The organism is Clostridium peptidivorans, assembly GCF_900205925.1.
Taxonomy (GTDB): Bacteria; Bacillota; Clostridia; order Clostridiales; family Clostridiaceae; genus Clostridium_AK; species Clostridium_AK peptidivorans.
Genome location: NZ_OAOD01000005.1, coordinates 189,258 through 212,429 on the forward strand (window position 1 = coordinate 189,258; position 23,172 = coordinate 212,429).

The following is a 23,172-nucleotide window of genomic DNA, read 5'->3' on the forward strand; positions in this document are numbered from 1 at the left end:
TTTTATTATTCTACTTTTATTGCGTTAGTTGGACAACTTCCTTCTGCTTCTTTTGCAGCATCCTCTGAACCTGATGGAACTTCATCTACTACAACTGTTGCTTTTCCAGTACTATCATCCATTTCAAATACATCCCCAGCTATTGCCGGACATAGTCCACATGCTATACAAAGCTCTTTATCAACATATGCTTGCATAATACAATTCCTCCTTTTAATTTGAACTATATATATTTTACCCCACTCATCATTCTTTATTACTATTTTATTAAATTTTAAAATTTAAATTTTAGCTCATATTCTAGTATTTAGTTACTTACTCAACTTTATAAAATTATCTAATAAATTTTGATAATCTTCACTTAATAATACAAATCTTTCTGCTTGACCGCCCTCTAAGCTCTCAGCTAAGTCTAAATTTATAGGCATCTCTGCCATTAAAGGTACTCCTAAGTATTTGGCTTGTTCTTCAGCAGATTTCTTGCTAAACACTCTAATTTTTTCACTACATTTATTGCATTGCACATAAGACATATTTTCTACTACGCCAAATACCTTTACATCCATTTTTTCTGCCATTATTACGACTTTTTTAACTATCATGGATACCATATCTTGAGGTGTAGATACAACCACCATTCCTTCTACAGGCATACTTTGCATTATAGTTAATGCTATATCCCCTGTTCCTGGAGGCATATCAATTAAAAGATAATCTAAATCTCCCCAAACTGTATCTGAGTACATTTGTTTTAATACGCCAGTTATTACAGGTCCTCTCCATATAACAGGCTGCTCTTCTTCTTCAGTTAAAAGATTTAGTGATATTACCTTTATACCCAAAGATGTTTGAACAGGTATAAATTTTACTTCTTCACTATTTTCTACCTGATGTATTTCTGCTCGTTCTTCATTTATACCAAAAAATCTTGGCATAGAAGGGCCTGTTATATCTCCATCAAGTACCCCAACTTTAAATCCGGCCTTTTGCAGTTGTACCGCTAAGATGCCAGTTACTGTTGACTTACCTACTCCACCTTTACCACTTATTACTCCTATAATATGTTTTATATTTCCGTGCTTTGGTACATCCTTAGAACATGTAGATGAATTACTATTACAGCTTCCTTTGCTAGGGCAACTATTACAATCACTCATTTCTATTCCTCCTTAATATGCATTATAAAACTTTATTTATTATAGCACTAAAAAAATGTTATAAAAACCCTTATATAAATTATATTAATACCTAAAAGTTATTAGGTTTATCTTTAGTTACATTCAAATGCCAACTTCTATTTTCATAGTTTGCCACTACATAATACTCTTCTGTATTTTTTTCTTCCCTATTATAAAAAGTAATTATACTCTTATACAGTAACCTGTTATACCCCTGTGTTTTAACTGTCATAAGCACATCATACTCCGTAGGATTGCCTTTTACCAGTTCTCCATTTATATTTTTATCATTTAATTTGTTTTTAAAGTCTTCTAAATCTGTAGATAAAATAAATTTTGCAATTTCTCTATCTTCGTCTAAATTCACTCCTATTTTTTTTGTTGTTCCTGTATCCTTTATATAACTATTTAAGGTTTTTATAAGTGAACCGTAATATATATCTGTAAAATCCTTAGGAATTCTTATATTCCAAAAACTTTTTATGATATCATTATCTATTCTTTTTGATACAATATAAATCTTATCATCACTATAAAGATTACCACCGCTTTTTTTATCTAATCCTGCAACATAATTAAATTTATGTACTTTATCATGCGCCTCATGCATTTCAAATATATAATCTGGCTGAAGAGTAGACTTTTCTTTCACTTCCTTTGCAGAAGATAGTATATCATATAATTCATTTATTACATTTTTATCTGTTACTACAAATCTATATCCTTGGTCTCGAGTATTTTGTATTACTATTTTTTGCACTTTATTTTGTTTTATATATTCAAAATCCGTATTTTTCACTCCTAATTTTACCTTCGTATTTTCTAATGTATTACATCCTGAAAAAAGAGTACTTATTAAGATACACGTAATAATCATAGCTTTAAATCGAAAAAACTTTTTTAACTTTATCAACTTCTTAACCTCCTAGGTTAATTATTAAAACTTACTTTAGGCTTTCTTATATTAAATAAAACTATACCAAGTATCAATGTAAAAATACTTATGAATTGTGATGTAGATAATATTGAAACTGTGCCTCTTGGGTCTCCTCTAAACATCTCTACTATTATTCTTCCTATACTATAAATTATTATATATAACGCAAAGGTATTTCCCTTCTTATTTTTTCTTTTATCATACCAAAGTAAAAATATTACTAATAAAAAATCAAATATAGATGAATAAATTTGTGTAGGATGAATATGTACTCCTGAAGGTGCAAACGGCGAATTGTTAAATACAATCCCTATAGGAAGGTCTGTAGGTCTTCCATAACAACACCCTGCAAGCAAGCATCCTATTCTTCCAAAACCTTGTGCTAAAGGTATTGAAGGTATTATTAAATCAAAAGTATCTAGAGTATCCCACTTTTTTCTTTTACAATAAAAAAATATTGATATAGCCCCTCCAATTATAGAACCATATATAACAAAGCCGCTTCCCACATCCTTTAACAAAGAAGGGTCTTCTATAATATTTCTCATTTCAGTTATTATGTATAAAAGCTTACCTCCAGCTATTCCTGAAGCTATAGCTATTAAAGACATGTTATAGATATCATCTTCATTATACTTACTATTCTTTTTTACTCTTGAACTTAAAAGTAGCAAAGCAGCTAATATACCTATAGCTATCATTGTACCATATCCATAAATTGGCCTTGAAAATAATTCAAATAATACTGGCCTCACTTTTTATCACCTCCATTAAGCATTATTATAGCATATAAATATATTTATAAAAAATAAGCTGGTCTATAAAATAATAGACCAGCTCTACCCTGTTTTTAATGTTTCCACTATAGCTTTAAATATAGTGGGCATATTTTCCTTGAAGTTATCTTCTCTTGTAAAGAAAGAAAATCTTATAAATTTACTCTTATCCGGAATAAAATATTCAAATGCCCTATATTTTGTATCTTGTGAATTTATCAAAGAATACTCAACATAATATGCATCCTTACCATTAATTTTTACATTAGATAACTTATATCCTTCTATAACATTTTGTTTAGAAGATATATCCTTACTTCTTTCTATAAAAGTTTTCAGGTCTTGATTTAAATTCCATATTTCTGCAAAACCATATACTTTAAAATCCTTAGCTTGAAAATCGTTATGATATATTATCTCTTCTCCTCCAAAATCCCTTTTTTCTGAAATCCAATCATAAGGAAGCTTATATGTTACCTTACCATTTAAAGCAGAATACTCCTTTAAAGAATTTATATTACTTTGCATAAGGGAGGTTAGCTTTATACTATCTTTAAATATACTTTGAATACCAAACATTGTTATCATAAGTCCTATTATAATTACGGTGACGCCTAATCTTTTTTTATTTACTATTATAAGTCTCATACCTTCAAACCTTAAAAGGTTATCACTCACCTCCACATACTTTACTAATAATAAAATATATGTGAAGAAAGCTATATTTATTAATTTTTATGAAAAATATTTAATATAAAAAGGTATGCAAATTTGCATACCTACTTTACAGGAATAAGAATAGTTGATTTTCTAAAATCATAAAACATTAACCAATATCCTTCATCTTCTTTTCCCTTACATGGAACCCAAGTAACAAATCCAGATTTACCTCCATAAGGCTGATCACATTTATTTCTTCTTCCCGGAATAGCATAAACTAAGCACTTTAACTTTCCATCCCTATCGCATTTATATCCCAATGAGAAATACCCATGTCTTCTAATGTAAGGATAATAATTCATCATAGGATAGTATATAACTGCATACTTATTATAATCCTTCAATCCACGCATATTATTAATATCTTTTATAGGAATTCTATACCATTTACATCTTTTTATTTCTGATATATCCTTTATCTCATTATAATCTCTAACTAAATTTTTGAAAAACTCTCCTGTTCTTCCTTTTGGTAAATCATCTTTATCCCTAAACAATTCCTCATCTATATGTTCATTTATAACTTCTATATCTTCGATTACCTTTTGTTCTGCTTCTTCCTCTAATCTAACCTTTACATCATCATCTGTATCTTCTGATTTAAGCTCTTTATTATCTTCTATAACTTCAGGTTCATTTTTTACACATTCATCTGTCCTAACCTTTTCCTCATCTTTTATAACTTCTTCCGTAACATTTGATTCTTCTGCTAAGTTTTCTCTACTGTCCTCTTCCTTAACTATTATATTTTCTTCTCTTTTAGCCGTTTCAATATTTTCCTCATATTTGTCAAATATATTCTTTTCTTCTGAAACATCCTCATCCACTCTTGTTTTTCCTTCTAACAACAAAAATTCCTTCCATTTTGGAACATCAGTGGTTAAGAATCCGCTAAGTACAGGCACTATGTTTTTATCAGGAAGTTTAACTATTGCTGCTCCTATTACGTTTTCTACATTTAATCCTACATATGCTATATCTTCTATAGGATATTCATGGGAAACATCGGTTCTTCCATAATCATCTATGTTTAATTCTCCTACCTTAATTATTTTGTTTCCATTTTTCTTTCCTGAAACTAGTGCCATAAAGTAAGGTGTGGTTTCCTTTTTTAAATTTTGTACATAATAAGAAACCTTACATTTATTATTTTTCACTTCAAGTTTTACATAACCTGTAGGAGGTTTATCGGAAGCTATAGCAAAACCCTTTTCGTCTTCCTGAAGTATTATAAAGTATCTACTATAATTCTTTTTCTGTACCAATTAACGTACCCCCATATATTATATTCATTATAATATATGAGGTACTATTCAAAAAGTGACCATTTAACATAAAACTTATAATTTTTTTTTACTTATATCTATGTATGCAGTTGGAAAGATTGGCAAATTCATATATTGAGAGCGTCTCTCCTCTTCTTTTAGGATCTATATCACATTCCTGTAACGCATTTTCTAATAAGTCTTTACTAAATCCTAAGCTTTTAAGAGCATTCCAAAGTGTTTTTCTTCTCATATTAAACGAAGCTCTTATAATTTTAAAAAATAATTTCTCATCATCTACCTTCACTCTTGGACCATCTAATTTGTTAAGTCTTATTACTGATGAATCCACTTTAGGCCTTGGTATAAAAGAGGATGGTGATACTTTTCTAACCAACTCAGTGTCACAATAATATTGAACTAACAATGATAATGCTCCATATTCCTTGGTGCTTGGCTTTGCATCAATTCTCTCTGCCACTTCCTTTTGAATCATTATTGTTAAGGACTTAAATTTATATCCCTCTGTAAGAAGCTTTACAATTATAGGTGTAGTTACATAGTATGGCAAATTTGCCACAAGCTTTACAGACTTTTCTTCTCCAATTATTTCATCAAAATTTACCTTTAATGCATCTTTATTTACTAACTCAAAATTTTCAAATTCCTTTAATTCTTCATTTAATATTGGTATTAAATCCTTATCTAATTCTATTGCACATACCTTTTTTGCTACTTGAAGTAGTTCCTTTGTAAGAGTTCCAACTCCAGGTCCTATTTCTATTATAAAATCATCATTATTTACTTCTGCACCTGTCACTATATCTCTTAAAACTTGATCATCTATTAAAAAATTTTGGCCTAAACTTTTTGAAAACTTAAAGTTATACTTATTTACTATTTGTTGTGTGGTATTATCCATTATTATTCTCCCTTTCCATTTGTTTAATTGCCTCTATAAATTCTTCCTTTGTTATTCCATAATTATTTAATCTAATAACAAATTGACTAGTATTACAATACCCTATTCTTAATATCTTGCCAAGCTTATCTCTTCTGTCTTTAGCATTATTATTTCCAGTTAGCTTAAAGAAAATTAAATCTTGTAACGTAAATTCTTCTCTCTTCTCTTTAATTTCACATTTAACTGAATTTAACGCTTTTATTATAACCTCTGGAGTTGCATTTTCTACTCCTATATCCCCATTCTTTGTTCCCTCATCTTCTGATATGTAAGCATGCTTTACACCTGGAACTTTTCTTGATATTAAATTTCTTATCTTTTGACCAGCATAATCTGGATCTGTAAGAACTATTACTCCCTGTCTTCTCTGAGCTTCTTTTATTCTCTCTATAACCCTTGCGTTTATACCAAATCCACCCACAGCAATTATTTCTGCGTCCACTGCCTTTTTCACTGCAGTAATATCATCTCTTCCTTCTACCACTATTACTTCTTTAATCATTTTTTCCTCCTAAAAGTATAAAAATAGGAGCCATAGGCTCCCTTTAATTAATTATATAAATATTTACGTATCTAGCTCCCCAATTTCTAGCTTCATCAAGCGTATTAAAGAAAAGATCTACCTTGTTTCCTTTAATTGCAAGTCCAGTGTCTGCAGCAATTGCATACCCATAGCCTTCTATATATAACTTAGTACCTAGCGGAATTACTCTTGGATCCACCGCTACAGTACTTGTTCCATTAGCATCTCTTACCGCAACCATACCAGATGCAGTAATAGCCGTTCCATGGTCTTTTCTAGGTGAATATGCTGTAGATCTAACACTTATTATCCTTTTAGCACCTTCACTACTTGCTCCACGAGAAGCAGAATGCTGAGATACTGGTTGTACCTTAGGCTTTGTTCCCATAGCCACTACCTTTTGAACAGGCTTTTTAGTTACTGCTTCACTTATAACCTTTCTTGAAACTTCTTTTCCATTTTCATAAGTAACCTTAGTAGTTACTGACTTTTCTCCAGCCTTTCCAGACTGAACTAACTTTTGCTTACCTTTTTCTAAACCACCGTCATTTTTTGTAACTGTTGAATAAGCTAAAGGTTTTGCTTCTTTAATGGTCTTAGTTTCAACTCTGATTATGGTAACTTTTAAGTCCTCTTCTAGTGGCTGGTCATTTGATGGCAATACCTTATCAGTTTCATTAACTTTTATTCCCTCTGCCTTAAGCATAGATTCCACATCACTTTCTGCAGAGTTCATAGTTAATGTCTTTCCATCTACTTCAACCTGTACATCCATTGATTTTTTAATATATATCTTATCTTGATTTTTCACTTTACTGTCAACACCAATTGACGTCTTATCCTTTGGTCCTAATATTATGTTATTGGATATTAAAACATCATTTACAGTATGTCTAAAAGTAGTTATCTTGTTCTCTTTCCCGTCAATATAAACATAAACTGTTTTCCTTGTATTACCTACAAATATAGTTATGCCTATTACTACTAATAATACAAGAAATGCTGCCTTAGGACCATTGGAAAAATAATTTTTTAGATACTTTTTTACCTTTTCCATCACCAAAACCCCCCTTTGGCAAAATACACAAACATTTGACTATTATAATTTACTTGGTTCATTTTGTCAAATTAATGTGCCTTGACCGTCTAAAATGCAACATTGTGCATAAAAACTTTATAAAAATTAATGATAGCGTTTTAACTTAATAAAGACAGTCACCTTGATGGATATGATGGATTTCATGGTAAAATATGTTGATATCATTATATTATATATATCTTTAAATTATTACCATTCCCTGTAGGTATTGAAAGTTATCTAATTTTTCTATAAACAAATTTTACACTATTATTATATTTTTAGCAACTTCCTCACATTGGAAATAACCTGATTTCCAATTTCTTCCTCACTCATATTTCTTATTTCTGCCATTTTTTCTATTATGTGTTTTATGTAATCTGATCTGTTCCTCTCTCCTCTAAAAGGAGTCGGTGCCATATACGGACAGTCTGTTTCAACTAATATTTTATCATCTGGAACTACCTTAGCTACATCTAAGATTTTCTTTGCGTTTTTAAATGTTACTACTCCAGTAAATCCTATATAATAACCTAAGCTTAGGCATTCCCTTGCAAATTCTACACTTCCTGAAAAGCAGTGTACTACCCCTATTACCTCTGGAAACATTTTCATTATGTCTAGAGTATCCTTATGTGCATCCCTATCATGTATTACCACGGGTAAATTTAATTCTTTAGCTAATTTCATTTGTTTTATAAAAGTTTCTTTCTGTACTTCCTTTGGTGGATTTTGATCCCAATAATAATCTAATCCTATTTCTCCTATAGCTTTAACCTTTGGTGACTTAGCCAATTCTCTTATTTTATATATAGTATTATCATTTACCTCATCTGCGTGTTCTGGATGAATTCCTACCGCTGCATAAAAAAAATCATAAGTTTCTGATAAATCAACCGAACTTACAGCTCCCTCTAATGAGGAGCCACAATTTAATACACCTATTACATTATTATTTTTAAGTTCCTCTATTAATTTTTCTCTATCTTCATCAAATGAACAGTCATCATAATGAGCATGAGAATCAAAAATGTACATATTCTATCTCCTTTAAAAATATTTATCTTAAAATTATACCATATTTTAATTCTTGTATACATTCTTACTAAAAGCTTTAAGTATTAAAAAGTCCAGAGTCAATTATAACTCTGAACCTTTTAATAACTAAAATTATCTCACTATACTTCCAGTTGGAAGCTCTTCTGGAATTGATACAGTAAACAGCTTGCTATCATCATCAGTAGCGGCTGCAAGTATCATCCCCTGGGAAAGTTCTCCTCTTAATTTTACAGGCTTTAGATTTGCAACTAGAACCACATATTTTCCTACAAGTTCTTCAGGCTTATAGAACTTAGCTATTCCTGATATTACCTGTCTCTCCTCTCCACCTAAATCAACTTTTAATTTTAAAAGCTTTTTAGCACCCTTAACAGGTTCGCATTCTATCACCTTAACTACTCTTAAATCTACCTTTTCAAAGTCTTCTATGGTTATTTCTTCCTTTAACGGCTGGATTTCAACTTTTGCTGGAGCTATGTTTTTCATTTGCTCTTCTTTTAATTTATTTAATTCATCTATCTTAGCATCAACATCTATTCTTGGGAACAAATTGTCTCCTTTTACAAGCTTTGTTCCTGCGCTTGTTCCATCAAAGGATGCAATACTATCCCAAGTGATAACTTCTACATTAAGCTGATTATTTATTCTTTTGCTTGTATCTGGTAAGAACGCGGAAACTAATACGGAAATTATTCTTAAGGACTCTGCTAAATTATATAATACTGTTCCAAGTCTTTCTTTCTTACTTTCATCCTTTGCAAGTATCCATGGAGTAGTTTCATCTATATATTTATTTGCTCTTCCTATAAGTGTCCAAACCTCATCTAAAGCTTCAGGTATTCTTAAGTCATCCATGTGCTTTTCAACCTTTAAGTATGCACCAGTTGCCATGGAAATAAGATCGTTATCTATATCTTCCTTTGCTATAGGACTTGGTATTACTCCATTAAAATACTTTTCTATCATAGCTGTAGTTCTAGATAATAAATTTCCTAAATCATTTGCTAAATCTGAATTAATTTTCTTTATAAATAATTCATTATTAAATATTCCATCTGAACCAAATGGGATTTCTCTTAAAAGATAGTATCTTACTGAATCTGTTCCAAAATGATTTACAAGTACTACAGGATCCACTACATTACCCTTAGATTTGGACATTTTTCCTCCATCCACTAAAAGCCATCCATGACCAAAAACTTGCTTAGGAAGAGGAACACCCAGTGCCATTAACATTATAGGCCAATAAATAGTATGGAATCTTAAAATATCCTTACCTACTAGATGAACATCTGCTGGCCAGTATTTATTAAGTAATTCTTCATTACCTGTATTATATCCCAGTGCTGTTATGTAGTTTGCTAAAGCATCTATCCAAACATATATAACATGCTTTTCATCAAAACTTACTGGAATTCCCCAATTAAAGGAAGTTCTTGAAACACATAAATCCTGAAGTCCTGGTTTTAAAAAGTTATTTATCATTTCATTTTTTCTAGACTCTGGTTGTATAAATTCCGGATGAGATTCTATATGTTCTATAAGCTTATCTGCATACTTTGACATTTTAAAGAAATACGCTTCTTCTTTTGCTTTTTCTACAGGTCTTCCACAATCTGGGCACTTTCCATCTGTTAATTGTGTTTCAGTCCAGAATGATTCACAAGGTGTACAATACCAACCTTCATATTCTGATTTATATATATCTCCCTGTTCATAAAGCTTCTTAAATATTTCCTGTACAGAATTTATATGATAATCATCTGTAGTTCTTATAAACTTATCATAGCTTATGTTCATCATATCCCAAAGGCTTTTAATACCTGCAACTATTTCATCTACATATTCTTTAGGTGTTACGTTTTTCGCTTCTGCAAGTCTTTGTATCTTTTGGCCATGTTCATCTGTACCAGTTAAAAACATTACATCATAACCTGTAAGTCGCTTAAATCTTGCCATTGCATCTGCTGCCACTGTTGTATAGGTATTTCCTATGTGTAACTTTGCTGAAGGGTAATAAATCGGGGTGGTAATATAATAGGTTTTTTTATTCAATTTCTATTCCTCCTTAAATGAACTTTTATATATAATAAAAAGCCTCTATAAAACTTAAAAGCTTTATAGAGGCGTACATTTTTACGCGTTACCACTCTAATTCTCCTTTTTTTCTCAAAAAAGGACTCTCTAAGTGAGAAAATACTCACTTTGCATTTTAACGGTTGCACCCGAAATACCTTACTTAACATTTCAGATATTTTGCTCTGGGGCCATGTTCATAAATCTTAATGCTATCGGCTTTCACCTTATCCGACTCTCTTTTCGCATTTCCTTTTATTACTCTTCCCATCATTGCATTTCAAACTTAATATTAATACATATATTTTCCCATGTCAACTAGTTGATTTTTTCTATTATTTCACTTATTTCTTTTAAATATACTATAAGTTTTTCTTTATCTTCTTTACTAAGTTCATCTACCTTTTCATAGAATAATATGTTTAATATATTATCTATTTAAATTCAATAAATGTATTATAATTAGTATGTATTGCTTTTTATTTCTTTAATAAACTTTGCTTAAAATATTATTACTTTAAAGGAGGTACTTATTTGATAAACAAAAATATAATAAAAGATGTTTTAAAACTAGCTCTTCCCGCAGTTGGAGAAATGATCTTGTACATGATGATATGGGTACTTGACACAATGATGGTTGGTAAGTATGGGGGAGAAACTGCTGTAAGTACTGTGGGACTTAGCTCTGAAATAATGTATAGCTTTGTAAATGTATTTATTTCCGTGGGAATATCCGTTGGAACTGTATCTCTTATTTCAAGAAAACTGGGTTCTAAAGATACTAATGCTTCAGAAGAGTTTACAACTTTAGGACTTGCCATAGGCTTTATGCTAGCACTTACTATTTCATCTGTAGCATTTATATTTGCACCCAAGATTTTATTTTATTGTGGGGCAAGAGATACGGTGCTAAGTAATGGAATAATATATATGAAAATCACTTCCATAGGGTTGTTTTTTAATATGCTTATGAATGTATTAAATTCAATTCTTAGAGCAGGTAAAAATACTAAAATTCCTCTTTTAGTATCTGGACTAATTAATATAATAAATTTATTTTTAGATTGGGTTTTAATATTTGGAAGACTTGGTTTCCCAGAACTGGGAATACGAGGTGCAGCTATAGCTACTGCTACGGCACATATAGTTGGATTTATATTTATAGCTTTTTATACGTTAAAAAAGTCTCCTATAAAACCTCATTTTAAATTTATAAAAAATATAAATTCTCATAGAGCTAAAGAACTTATTAAGCTTTCCATTCCTTCATCAATGCAAGAGGGCGTATTCTCCATGATACGACTATTAGGCACTATACTAATTATGTATTTAGGTAAAACAGCCTTTGCAGCTAATCAAATTACAACTACTATAGAATCTATATCATTTATGCCTGGAAATGGGGTTGCCATAGCTGCTACAACTTTAGTTGGACATAAAATTGGAGAAAAAGATTTGCATGGTGCAAAAGAATACGCTTATACTTGCACATTAATTGGAACAAGTATAATGCTTATGTGCTCTATAGCTTTTTTACTATTTCCTAGATTTTTAATAAGTTTGTTTATAAAGCCAAACGAACTTGAAGTAATAGGTCTTGGTACCCTTTGTCTTATGGTTGCTTCTATAGAACAACCCTTTATGGCAATTTCCATGATACTTGGCGGAGCTTTAAAAGGCATGGGTGATACCAAAACTCCATTTATAACATCCTTAATATCTAGCTGGGTTATAAGATTTCCACTACTACTTATTTTCATATACAAATTAAACCTATCAGTTGTGTATGTTTGGTGGATAACTGCAATACAATGGGCCTTTGAAGGTATAGTAATCTTTACACTCTTTAAAAAGAAATTCAAAAAACTTATAACCCCTGCTTAGCCAAAGCAGGGGTTTATGTTCTCTAATAGAAAAATAATTTTACTGTAATTACTGCCATTATAATAGCCGTTAAATCTGCAAATATTGCAGCCCACAAGGTATGTCTTATTTTTTTAACTCCTACTGCTCCAAAATAAATAGTAACTGTATAAAATATTGTTTCTGTAGAACCCATTATAGTTGATGCCACTCTTCCTATAAAACTATCTGGGCCATAGGTTGTTAAAACATCTGTAAAAACTCCTAAAGCTCCACTTCCCGATAAAGGTTTTATAAGTATAAGTGGTAAAAGTTCTCCTGGAATCCCTACATATTTTAATAAAGGATTACTAATTTGCGTTATAAAGTCTAATATTTTAGCTTCCCTCAGTACAGATACTGCAAGTATCATAGCAAGTAAATAAGGAAATATTCTTAAACATATCTTCAATCCATCTTTAGCTCCCTCCACAAAACAAGTATATACCTCTACTTTTTTAATTACTCCATAGGTTACTATAATTCCTATAATTCCTGGAATAAGCAAATTCCCTAAATTCATAATTCCCTCCTAAAAATATTTCTCAAGTATCTTACATGAAATTACCCCAACCATGGCTGCTGTAGCTGTAGTTATTATAGCTGTAATTATTATCTCTGCAGGGTTTTGTGAGCCTGTAGCTGCTCTTATAGAAATTACTGTAGTTGGTATAAATTGAATACATGCAGCATTTATAACTAAAAATAATGCCATATCATTAGAAGCTGTATCCTTATTTGGATTTAGCTTTTGCATATTTTCCATAGCCTTTATACCGAAGGGAGTAGCAGCATTGGATATTCCCATCATATTAGCAGTAATATTCATAACTATACTCCCTAAAGAATCCTTATCTCTTCCCTCTTTTTTAAATATAATTCTTAAGATAGGCCTTAAAAGCTTTGCTAGCATTTCTGTCATACCACTTCTTTCAGCAATTTTCATTACTCCACACCATAGGCACATAACTCCTGCAAGCTTTATAATTATTTCTACAGTACTATTTGCTGAAGCTAGTATTGCCTGTGTCATTATATCCGCTCTTCCTGTAATCATTCCCCAAATTATTCCTAATGTTAATATTCCAAACCAAATATAATTTATCATTTTACCCTCCGTGGATTATTTGTATATTAATTTATATGTTAATAGGCTCTATTGTATTGCAATTAAATTTTATTAATGTTACCATATATAATGTTTTTAAATATAAATTATGGAGGCTATAAATGACTTTAAAAGATATTATGAAGTATATAGAAAGTGAATACCATATTATAAATAGTACTCCCTGTGAAGTATGTGGCGGTGAATATTTAGCTGATGGTCTAGATATAGATATAATTGATGGAAATCCTTATGATGTGTGCGATTGTACATGCGCAAAATGTGGTCATGAAAAGACTTTTGAATTTTATGCTCCCTTTATAGATGAACTAACCAATAGTAAATGGAAACAGAACTTAAATTAAAAAGAAGCCCATATGTTAGGCTTCTTTTGTTATTTATATACAGGAATTTCAAATGTAATTTTAGGCTCCTTACATTGTAAAACTAAATTTTTTATATTTCTAATCTGTGCATATGGCCAATTGATATCCGTTGCATATTGATGAGTTGCTGGTGCACCCGGATTAAATTTCATTTTATAAAGTGTATCTTGATTATTAGTTGTATTATTTATATATCCTGAGCCAATAAACTTTGCTCCACCCTTTATAGCATCCTCTGGAGTAAACCAACCTTGCTCATATGCATATTCTGATCCAAACTTATCTGGATTGCTATCTAGGGCACGTATACCAAACATATTATAAACTACTTTCTTACCCTTATCTCCATCAACTTCTATTCCCTTAGCAAGTGTTGATGAACCATTTCCTGTTTCAAGTAAGGCATGAGACACAAGATAAATTGGGTTTATGTTATTTGCTTTAGCTGCATCAAAAAATGCTTGTCCCTTTCCTTCTAATATTCCTTTGCCCTTTAAAATATTATCTAAATCTTGAACAGTTATACTATCATTTGTATAGCTTAATTTCATAAACATATATCTTCCATCTTGATCCATAAAATTCTTAGGATTAAGATTATATTTTATCTGATTATAACTTGCCCCTACCCAACCTGAACCACCTTCGCTTGTAGTTGAAACACCAGGCTTTGCTTGTTTACTTATTGCATCTGCAAAGGTAGTGGTATAACTTTTATTAACTATATCAGTACTTGATATACTGTTTATGCATCTTAAATAATCTATATAATAATTGTCATAATCCGTGTTTATATCCTTATAATTCCCTTTAGCATTTGCTCTTTTCACATAAATAAGAATTTTATATTTATCTCCATTCTCATCACTAGTAAATTTTTTATTTATAGTAATTTTACCTGAAGAAGTAGCTGTATATCCATTAGTCCATTCCTGAAAATCCTCGTATTTCCAAAGTTTCTTATTATATCTACTTACATATATTTTATACTGAGCATTGTTAACATTTGAAGATACATTAAAAGTTTGATATTGATTACTCATTATAGGTTCATATTGCATTTTAAGTGACTTAACTTCAGCTCCATTTACATACGTAGAACCATCTGAAAATTTAGGTGTTATTGTAAATTTCATTTTCACAGGTTGATTTAACTTTTTCCCACCTAAGGACTCCACTTCTGTACTTACATTTACATAATAAGACTTTGCTGCGGTATAACCCTCTATCTTAGGAAGTACTTTTATAGTATTAGCTGTATCGCCTGGCATTACAGTAGCTTGTACAGCATTGCCTTTATCATCTGTTACTGTTATATTAGAATTATTTATAGTTTCTTGATTAAGATTAAAATTAAACTTTACTGTCCATACTTTATCTTGAGAAATAGATGTTTGACTTTGAAATTCTTTTACACTTGTTGCTGCATGTGCTATGTTATAATTACTAGTTGTAAATGTAAAAAAAGTTGCAAGCATAAGTGCCGCAAAAGACTTCTTCAAAATAATCCCCTCACTTTATCTGTTGTTTACTATAATTAGATTATATAAAATTTTAACACTTTTTTCTACGCAAAAAGTTAATTTATTTTAATATTTTGTTATAATTTTAACTGTATATTAATAAAAGAGAGGTATAACAATGAAAAAAATTAACCTTACCGATAATTTTAAAGTTGAAGAAATTAGAATAAATAAGTTTATAAGTGAAAAAGGCGTATGTTCAAGAAGAGAAGCAGATAAACTTATTTCTTTAGGTAAAGTTACAATAAATGGTGAAGTAGCCACCATGGGGTCTAAAGTAACTTCTACAGATGAGGTAAAACTTGAAGGTAAAATTCTTTCCGAAAAACCTAAATCAGTATACATAGCTTTAAATAAACCCAAAGGCATAGTAAGCACCACAGATCCAAAAGAAAAAAATAATATAGTAAACTTTATTAATTATCCTGAGAGAATTTTTCATATAGGTCGATTGGATAAGGATTCAGAAGGCCTTATATTTTTAACTAACGACGGCGATATTGTAAACAAGATACTTAGAGCTGGTAATAATCACGAAAAGGAATATATTGTTACAGTAGATAAACCATTAACTCAAGACTTTCTCCAAAGAATGTGTTCTGGTGTAAGAATACTTGGTACTATAACAAAACCTTGCAAAATATATAAAGAGGGTTCTAATGTATTTAGAATAATACTTACCCAAGGATTAAATAGGCAAATTAGACGAATGTGCGAAGTCCTTGGTTACACTGTAACAAAGCTTAAACGAATTAGAATAATGAATGTTAAATTAGATGACTTGCCTCTTGGGAAATGGAGATACCTTACTAAGGATGAAGTTAGCACCATAAATGGACTGGTAAAAAACTCAACTAAAACTGAAGAATCATCTAAGTAAAAAGAGAGCCTTTTATGAAGGACTCTCTTTATTTTATCATGGTACAGAAATTATCTCATTATCATGCAAATGCTTTGTGCTGCAATTCCCTCTTTTCTTCCTGTAAAACCTAATCCTTCTTCAGTTGTGGCTTTTATATTTATTTGATCCTTATGTATCTCTAATGCATTGCTTATATTTTCTATCATAGTTTCAATATATGGTGCCATTTTAGGTGACTGAGCAATGATTATAGAATCTATATTTACTATTTTAAAGTTTTTTCCCTTTACTAATTTATTTACTTCTTTTAATAATTTTAAACTGTCAATCCCTTTATACTCCTCCTTTGTATCCGGGAAATGCTTTCCTATATCACCTAAAGCTGCAGCCCCTAATATACTATCCATAATAGCATGTATCAATACATCTGCATCAGAATGTCCTAAAAGTCCTTTTTCATATGGTATATGAACTCCACCTAGTATAAGTTTTCTTTCATTTACAAACTTATGTACATCATATCCTATTCCTACTCTCATTATATTACCTCCTATACATCCTTTATAATATTTTATAATAATATCTCTTTTAATAAAACCCAAAAAAATAAAGCCTGGTATACCAGGCATATTATACTATATAATTTATGATATGTTTTTTCTGTAATTGATTACATTTTCTTTATGACCTTTTTTATTTAAATGAAAAAATCTTTTTATACTATTAATAATTCTTATATACAAGGGCTCCATACTTTTTTTATTTTTGTGCCTTTTGGAAAAATCAATATATACAACATTATCTTTCATCCATGTCACACCCTTTATAATTTATTTATATTAATATAATACCATAAAATAGACAAATTGTTAAGAAAATTCTAAATATATTTTATGTCTAAAAGTTCCTTTTAACAGAAACCTTTAGACATAGGATTTTGAGGAGAAATTATTTTATAAAATAGGATCTGCTAGTAACATATATTATATTATATTCACATACTTATAATTTGCTATTTCATTTTATATTATTTACTTAATATTAAAAACAATTCAAATAAAATATGTTAAAATATTTATTGTGTAATATATTCCAAAATAATTATCAACAATTTGTCCACATTTCTGTGGATAATGTTAGTATAACAGCTTCTTTAATTGAAATATTTGTAATATTTTACGTTTAATAACTATAATTAAAAATGTAACCTTTTGTATATAGTTGACGATATATAGAAATCAACAGAAATTTCACAAGTTATACACAGGCAAAATGTGGACAATGTTTATAACTATTAAATTATTTAATTATTTTAATACAATCAAATCCATGGAACCTTTAAAATACAGGGATTTTGTAAATTTTAATATATAATTTGAAAGGAGTAAAAATGATGCAGAAATCCAAAGTCTTTAAATGGTCATTATATTTAATTATACTCGTATTCCTTACAATTCCTTTGTTTTATTTAATAATTAACAAATATTTATACATTACTAATTCAACAAATAATCAACAGTTTATCCACAAAGATAACGACAAGCCTCTTAATAACCCTCATAATACCACATTCCCTTCAACAGATGCAAAAAATACTTATTTAAAGAGAAGTTTCTCTGGACCTAATTTAAAATATAATAATGAAGGGATACCGGTTCTTATGTATCATTCCATTTCTAATAAAAAGGGTAATGAACTTCAATTATCTAAAGACTTATTTGAAGCTCAGCTGAAGTTTTTAAAGGATAAAAATTATACTACCTTGTCTTTAGATGAACTTTATGATTTTATAGCTTTTAATAAACCTATCCCAAAAAAATCTGTTGCGATAACTTTTGATGATGGCTATGTTGATAATTATTTAAATGCCTATCCAATACTAAAAAAATATAATTTTAGAGCAACCATATTTGTTATTACCGATAATGTAGATAAATATAGTCATACTATAAATTCCTCCCAAATTAAAGAAATGTCTATAAATGGAATAGATATTATGAGTCATACTGAAAAACACGAAGATCTTTCAACACTTACTTATGATAAACAACTATATACTATGAATACCTCAAGGAAATTTTTAGAGAAAATTTTAGAGAAGAAAGTAAATTATATTGCTTATCCATATGGGCGTTGGAACAAAGATACTTTAAAGGCCGCTAAAAATTCTGATTATACTATGGCCTTTTCTACAAGTGGAACTTGGACAGATAAATCAGATGACATATATAAATTAGACAGAGTATATATAAGTTCTAACTTTGACTTAAGCGAATTTGAAAGAAGATTAACAAACAGAAATTACAACAATATTCATTCTAAAAATATACTATCTCAATAACAAAAATAGACATAGAACTTATTTATTCTATGTCTATCTTTTAACATTTTATATAAATTAAATTTACGCTTTTAACACTTAATAACGCCTCTTATGGGTTGTTTTATTGTATCTTTCATATTTGTCCACAATTCTTTATAGCTTATCCACAATTTTTGTGCATAATTTTTGTTTTTTTAACACCCACACTTTCAATTATATAGGCACTTGTGAACATTGTCCACATTTACCCTGTTGATAACCTGGACAAGATACTGTGGAATACTTAGACATTTTCTTGTTTATTTCATGCAATTTTTTATTTTGTTTTGCAACTTTTTTTACATTTTATAACAAATAATACATCATAATAATTATATCATTTCTTATTCATATCATTACAATCTTACATCTATTTATTGCAAAACTAAGGATGCCCTCAGACAAAGGCATCCTTAGTTTTTAACTAAAAAATTTATATAATACTTACGCTACAACATATATACTTAACTTATTATTTGTGTGCAATTACTTCAATTTCTACTAACGCACCTTTTGGCAGCTTAGCTACCTGAACACAGGAACGTGCTGGATAAGTTTCTTCAAAATACTGTGCATATACTTCATTTACCTTTGGAAAATCATTCATATCTGTTATAAAAACTGTACTCTTTATAACATTATTAAAATTTAATCCTTGAGATTCTAATATGCTCCTTACATTTTTCATTGATTGGTGAGTTTGAGAAACAATTGGATCTTCACCTGTAACTATTTCTCCTGTTTTTGGGTCTACTGGTATTTGTCCTGATAAAAATACTAGGTCTCCAACTATTATTCCCTGTGAATATGGACCTATAGCTTTAGGTGCTAAATCTGTTGAAATAACTTTTTTCATTTTTTCTTCCTCCTTTAAACTATTCATATTCTATGATATACTAAATTTTAGCCAATTCCACCATAGAATATGCCCATTATATAAACTATTATTGTAAGCCCACAGAATATATACCTTGTCATTGGTTCAAACCAAGAACCTAATTCCTTTTTTGAACCTGATTGCACTTGTTCTCTTGCAAATTTTGGTCCACAAACCCAGAAAAACATAATTCCAGCAAGAAGTGCTCCTAGAGGAACAACATAAACAGATATTACATCCATCCAAACACCAAGTTTATTTCCATCTTCAAGCATTATTCCAGCACCAGCTCCAATTAATGCAATAACAGCAACTGAAACCTTTCTAGAAAGATTAAATCTCGCCTGCAATGCTTCTATTGGAGTTTCAAATAGGTTTACCAAAGATGTAACTCCAGCAAATAAAACAGCTATAAAGAAGATAACTGAAAATAATTGTCCCATTGGCATTTGCTTAAATACACTTGGCATTGTAATAAACATAAGTGGAGGGCCTGCGGCTGGATCCATTTTAAACGCAAACACTGATGGTATGATTACAAGTGCTGCTAACATTGCTGCAATTGTATCAAATACAGCTACATACTTTGCACTTTCCACAATATCTTCGCTTTTCTTTAGATAACTTCCATACACTACAGTTCCCGATCCAGCTAATGAAAGCGAAAAGAATGCTTGCCCTAGAGCGTATACCCAAGTTTTAGGATTTCCGAGAAATTCCCATCTTGGAATAAATAAATACTTATATCCTTCCATAGCTCCCGGTAGTGTTGCTACACGGATAGCAAGTATTAAAAATAATATAAAGAATGCAGGCATCATTACTTTATTAACTTTTTCTATTCCATTGGAAACTCCTGCAAGCATAATGATAAATGTTAAAGCCAATCCCATCATATGCCAACTAAGACTTCCCATATTCCCAGCTATAGCTCCAAAATATGCTCCGCTATCCTGTGATTTTACTAAAGATCCAGTAATAGATCCTACAGTAAATCTAAGTATCCAGCCTACAACTACTGAATACCCTATGGCAATACCTAATGAACCTATTACTGGAATAAGTCCAATAAGGTCTCCATGTTTCTTTCCTCTTCTCTCTAATGCCTTTTGAAAGGCCCCCAGTGGTCCTGTTCCCATTGCACGACCAAAGGACATCTCTCCAATAACTCCTGTAAACCCAAGAACTATAACAAATATAAAATATGGTATTAGAAATGCGGCTCCCCCAAGCTGTCCTACACGATAAGGAAACATCCAGATATTGCCCATACCTACTGCTGAGCCAATACATGCTAAAATAAATCCAATTTTTGAATCAAAGGTTTCACGATTAATCTCATTGTTCAATTGCGTGGAAAGGTTGCTTTGGTTGTTATTCCCCATAATTTCACTCCTTTATAATATAATTATAATATTTAATAGAAAGCCTGTTAATTTATCATTAACATTCATTCTTTTTATAACTTTATACTTTTCCATGTAATATATGATTGTGAGATAATACCCTTTGACGTCATTATGAAAAGTTTTTTAGATCAGAACTAATTAAGACTTTTTAATTATTTAGTTACATAAATATAGAAAGTAAAAAAGAGTTTCACATGAAAACTAAATTTTTCATGATGGATACTGATTGTATCTCTTATCTCTTTTCCACTTTCTACAAAACAAAGCTGATAATTTTTTTGTTATCAATCTACTTATTGCCAATGACAATACAAGTAGTGATATGAAAAAGTGAAAAATATGTAAAACTTATATAGATCCTTTACATATTTAATATTTTTTAATACTTTTATTTTCAAATTACTATCTAACTATATAATTTAAATATTACCCGTAAAATATATAGCATTACTATTTTACGGGTATATTTTTTTTATTTTACTGGTTCAAGACTTGCTTGGAAGTGACGAAGAATTGGTGGCTCCCATGTAATTCTATAACCATTAACAGTATTGGCTCTTTCTTTAATTGCAATAAGAGCATCTGCCATAATATCAATATGTGCTTGAGTATATACACGACGTGGAATTGCAAGTCTTGTAAACTCAAATTCTGAATGAAGTTGTTTTCCAGTATCAGGGTCATTACCTAACATATAAGATCCAATATCACATGTACGAATTCCTGCTTCTTTGTAAAGTTCTACTGCTAGAGCCTGTCCAGGGAATTCATTATATGGAATATGTGGGAACATAGCTTTTGCATCTACAAATACTCCGTGTCCTCCTACTGGTGATTGATAAGCTATACCTGCTTCATCAAGACGTCCTGCAAGATATTCCATCTGTCCTATTCTATATCTTAAGTAGTTTTCATCCAGTCCTTCATAAAGACCAATTGCTAAAGCTTCAAGGTCACGGCCTGCAAGTCCTCCATAAGTTATAAATCCTTCAAATGAAATTGTACGACCTTTGCATAATTGATATAATTCTGCATCTTCTTTGATTCCAATTAAGCCACCCATGTTCACAATAGTATCTTTCTTAGCACTCATTGTAAACATATCTGCATAGCTAAATACTTCTTTAATTATTTCCTTTATAGATTTGTTTTCATATCCAGGTTCACGTTGTTTTATAAAATAAGCATTTTCTGCATAACGTGCCGCATCTATGCAAAATTTTATATTATATTTTTTACAAATTTCAGAGGTTTCTCTTACATTTTGAACAGATACAGGTTGTCCTCCTGCTGAGTTATTTGTTATAGTCATAATAACAAGTCTAACGTTATCTGCTCCATATTCTTTTATTAATTCTTCAAGCTTTACAACATCCATGTTTCCTTTAAATGGTACTCTAAGTGTTGGATCTGCAGCTTCAGGAACAACACAATCAACTGCTCTTGCACCTGCTAGCTCAACATGTGCCCTTGTTGTATCAAAATGCATATTAGATATAGAATATTGTCCTTTACCCATCATTAATCCAAAAAGAACTTTTTCCGCTGCACGACCTTGATGTACTGGTTGAATGTATTTATATCCAAATATATCTTGTGCTGATTCAACTAATTTAAAGTAACTTGAAGCTCCTGCATAGGCTTCATCACCTCTCATTACTCCAGCCCATTGTTCTTGGCTCATTGCATTTGTTCCACTATCTGTTAATAAGTCAATATATACATCTTCCCCTCTAAGATTAAATAAGTTATACTTTGCCTCAGCAATTTTTTCTTCCCTTTCTTCACGACTAAGCATCTTAATTGTTTCTACCATCTTAATTCTAAATGGTTCTGGTACATATTTAATCCCCATATTAACAAACCCTCCATCATCTAATTTTTATTATTCATATTAAGATAAATAATTTGTTTAGTTGAAATTTTCAAATTATTTTTTCTATAATAAAATTATATCATCATTATAATTTTCAGTCAACAATGTAATTTACTTTTTTATTATTTTTTTCCAATTAGGAACGATTTATTCGATATTTTACCTTGTTTCGATGCTGTAACTGTGACTTATTACAAAATATTTTTATCTCATTAATAATATTTTATTATAATAATAATATTTTTATTTATTTTATTGAAATATATTAATCTTCATGATATTGTATAATAT

General features: G+C 30.2%; 22 protein-coding genes and 1 other annotated feature. Of the genes, 4 read left to right on the forward strand and 18 right to left on the reverse strand.

The annotated features are described in order from the left end of the window. Positions 1-5 precede the first annotated feature (5 nt). From CRN98_RS06645 to metG, 11 genes are all read right to left on the reverse strand, one after another. On the reverse strand, positions 6-197 hold the full coding sequence (locus CRN98_RS06645; RefSeq protein ID WP_097026638.1) for a ferredoxin: 192 nt from the start codon (positions 195-197) through the stop codon (positions 6-8). Positions 198-311: 114 nt separating this feature from the next. Continuing rightward, positions 312-1,157 carry an Mrp/NBP35 family ATP-binding protein gene (locus CRN98_RS06650; RefSeq protein ID WP_097026639.1) on the reverse strand — a complete coding sequence of 282 codons (846 nt, stop codon included), beginning with the start codon at positions 1,155-1,157 and terminating at the stop codon, positions 312-314. 91 nt (positions 1,158-1,248) lie between these two features. Further along, entirely contained in the window at positions 1,249-2,091 is an 843-nt protein-coding gene (locus CRN98_RS06655; RefSeq protein ID WP_242960848.1) for a YhfM domain-containing protein, read from the reverse strand. 17 nt (positions 2,092-2,108) lie between these two features. Then, a complete protein-coding gene (locus tag CRN98_RS06660) occupies positions 2,109-2,870 on the reverse strand; it encodes a prolipoprotein diacylglyceryl transferase (protein WP_097026640.1) in 762 nt (253 codons plus the stop codon). A gap of 84 nt (positions 2,871-2,954) precedes the next feature. After that, positions 2,955-3,539, reverse strand: a complete 585-nt coding sequence (locus tag CRN98_RS06665) for a hypothetical protein (RefSeq protein WP_179631996.1) — start codon at positions 3,537-3,539, stop codon at positions 2,955-2,957. 131 nt (positions 3,540-3,670) lie between these two features. Next, a complete protein-coding gene (locus CRN98_RS06670) occupies positions 3,671-4,876 on the reverse strand; it encodes a hypothetical protein (protein WP_097026641.1) in 1,206 nt (401 codons plus the stop codon). Positions 4,877-4,964: 88 nt separating this feature from the next. Beyond that, positions 4,965-5,798: a 16S rRNA (adenine(1518)-N(6)/adenine(1519)-N(6))-dimethyltransferase RsmA gene (gene rsmA / locus CRN98_RS06675; RefSeq protein WP_097026642.1), complete on the reverse strand. Its 834-nt coding sequence runs from the start codon at positions 5,796-5,798 to the stop codon at positions 4,965-4,967. Next, the gene (gene rnmV, locus CRN98_RS06680) at positions 5,791-6,342 is read right to left on the reverse strand and encodes a ribonuclease M5 (protein WP_097026643.1); all 552 of its coding nucleotides are present in this window, start codon (positions 6,340-6,342) and stop codon (positions 5,791-5,793) included. Before rnmV ends, rsmA begins: the two co-directional genes overlap by 8 nt. A gap of 43 nt (positions 6,343-6,385) precedes the next feature. Further along, complete coding sequence (locus CRN98_RS06685; protein ID WP_097026644.1) at positions 6,386-7,423, reverse strand: G5 domain-containing protein; 1,038 nt, start codon at positions 7,421-7,423, stop codon at positions 6,386-6,388. A gap of 291 nt (positions 7,424-7,714) precedes the next feature. Further along, positions 7,715-8,479 carry a TatD family hydrolase gene (locus CRN98_RS06690; RefSeq protein WP_097026645.1) on the reverse strand — a complete coding sequence of 255 codons (765 nt, stop codon included), beginning with the start codon at positions 8,477-8,479 and terminating at the stop codon, positions 7,715-7,717. A gap of 132 nt (positions 8,480-8,611) precedes the next feature. Continuing rightward, entirely contained in the window at positions 8,612-10,555 is a 1,944-nt protein-coding gene (gene metG / locus CRN98_RS06695) for a methionine--tRNA ligase (RefSeq protein ID WP_097026646.1), read from the reverse strand. A 64-nt stretch (positions 10,556-10,619) separates the two neighbouring features. Then, positions 10,620-10,859, reverse strand: a binding site (T-box leader). A 251-nt stretch (positions 10,860-11,110) separates the two neighbouring features. Here metG and CRN98_RS06700 point away from each other — a divergent pair. Then, a complete protein-coding gene (locus CRN98_RS06700; RefSeq protein ID WP_097026647.1) occupies positions 11,111-12,460 on the forward strand; it encodes an MATE family efflux transporter in 1,350 nt (449 codons plus the stop codon). A 22-nt stretch (positions 12,461-12,482) separates the two neighbouring features. On the opposite strand, the gene CRN98_RS06705 is transcribed toward CRN98_RS06700, so the two are convergent. Both CRN98_RS06705 and CRN98_RS06710 read right to left on the reverse strand, forming a co-directional pair. Next, a complete protein-coding gene (locus CRN98_RS06705; RefSeq protein WP_097026648.1) occupies positions 12,483-13,001 on the reverse strand; it encodes a spore maturation protein in 519 nt (172 codons plus the stop codon). A 9-nt stretch (positions 13,002-13,010) separates the two neighbouring features. Beyond that, on the reverse strand, positions 13,011-13,586 hold the full coding sequence (locus tag CRN98_RS06710) for a nucleoside recognition domain-containing protein (RefSeq protein WP_097026649.1): 576 nt from the start codon (positions 13,584-13,586) through the stop codon (positions 13,011-13,013). A 122-nt stretch (positions 13,587-13,708) separates the two neighbouring features. Between CRN98_RS06710 and CRN98_RS06715 the strand changes: the two genes are divergently transcribed. Further along, a complete protein-coding gene (locus CRN98_RS06715) occupies positions 13,709-13,951 on the forward strand; it encodes a metal-binding protein (RefSeq protein ID WP_097026650.1) in 243 nt (80 codons plus the stop codon). Positions 13,952-13,980: 29 nt separating this feature from the next. Here the strand turns inward: CRN98_RS06715 and CRN98_RS06720 are convergent, their stop codons facing one another. Further along, on the reverse strand, positions 13,981-15,474 hold the full coding sequence (locus tag CRN98_RS06720; RefSeq protein ID WP_097026651.1) for an N-acetylglucosaminidase: 1,494 nt from the start codon (positions 15,472-15,474) through the stop codon (positions 13,981-13,983). Between the two features lie 139 nt (positions 15,475-15,613). Here CRN98_RS06720 and rluF point away from each other — a divergent pair, with 139 nt between their 5' ends. Continuing rightward, positions 15,614-16,375 carry a 23S rRNA pseudouridine(2604) synthase RluF gene (gene rluF / locus CRN98_RS06725; protein WP_179631998.1) on the forward strand — a complete coding sequence of 254 codons (762 nt, stop codon included), beginning with the start codon at positions 15,614-15,616 and terminating at the stop codon, positions 16,373-16,375. 50 nt (positions 16,376-16,425) lie between these two features. Here rluF and ispF read toward each other — a convergent pair whose 3' ends face one another. After that, the gene (ispF, locus tag CRN98_RS06730) at positions 16,426-16,896 is read right to left on the reverse strand and encodes a 2-C-methyl-D-erythritol 2,4-cyclodiphosphate synthase (RefSeq protein ID WP_097026653.1); all 471 of its coding nucleotides are present in this window, start codon (positions 16,894-16,896) and stop codon (positions 16,426-16,428) included. Positions 16,897-17,732: 836 nt separating this feature from the next. On the opposite strand from ispF, the gene CRN98_RS06735 reads away from it, so the two are divergent. Further along, a complete protein-coding gene (locus CRN98_RS06735) occupies positions 17,733-18,698 on the forward strand; it encodes a polysaccharide deacetylase family protein (RefSeq protein ID WP_242960850.1) in 966 nt (321 codons plus the stop codon). A gap of 493 nt (positions 18,699-19,191) precedes the next feature. Here the strand turns inward: CRN98_RS06735 and CRN98_RS06740 are convergent, their stop codons facing one another. The 3 genes from CRN98_RS06740 to CRN98_RS06750 all read right to left on the reverse strand — a co-directional run bounded on the left by CRN98_RS06740 (position 19,192) and on the right by CRN98_RS06750 (position 22,860). Continuing rightward, complete coding sequence (locus tag CRN98_RS06740) at positions 19,192-19,575, reverse strand: RidA family protein (RefSeq protein WP_097026655.1); 384 nt, start codon at positions 19,573-19,575, stop codon at positions 19,192-19,194. A 47-nt stretch (positions 19,576-19,622) separates the two neighbouring features. After that, positions 19,623-20,981 carry a sodium-dependent transporter gene (locus tag CRN98_RS06745; protein WP_097026656.1) on the reverse strand — a complete coding sequence of 453 codons (1,359 nt, stop codon included), beginning with the start codon at positions 20,979-20,981 and terminating at the stop codon, positions 19,623-19,625. A gap of 496 nt (positions 20,982-21,477) precedes the next feature. After that, positions 21,478-22,860 (reverse strand): tryptophanase, encoded by a 1,383-nt coding sequence (locus CRN98_RS06750; RefSeq protein WP_097026657.1) that lies wholly within the window; start codon positions 22,858-22,860, stop codon positions 21,478-21,480. Positions 22,861-23,172: the final 312 nt, after the last annotated feature.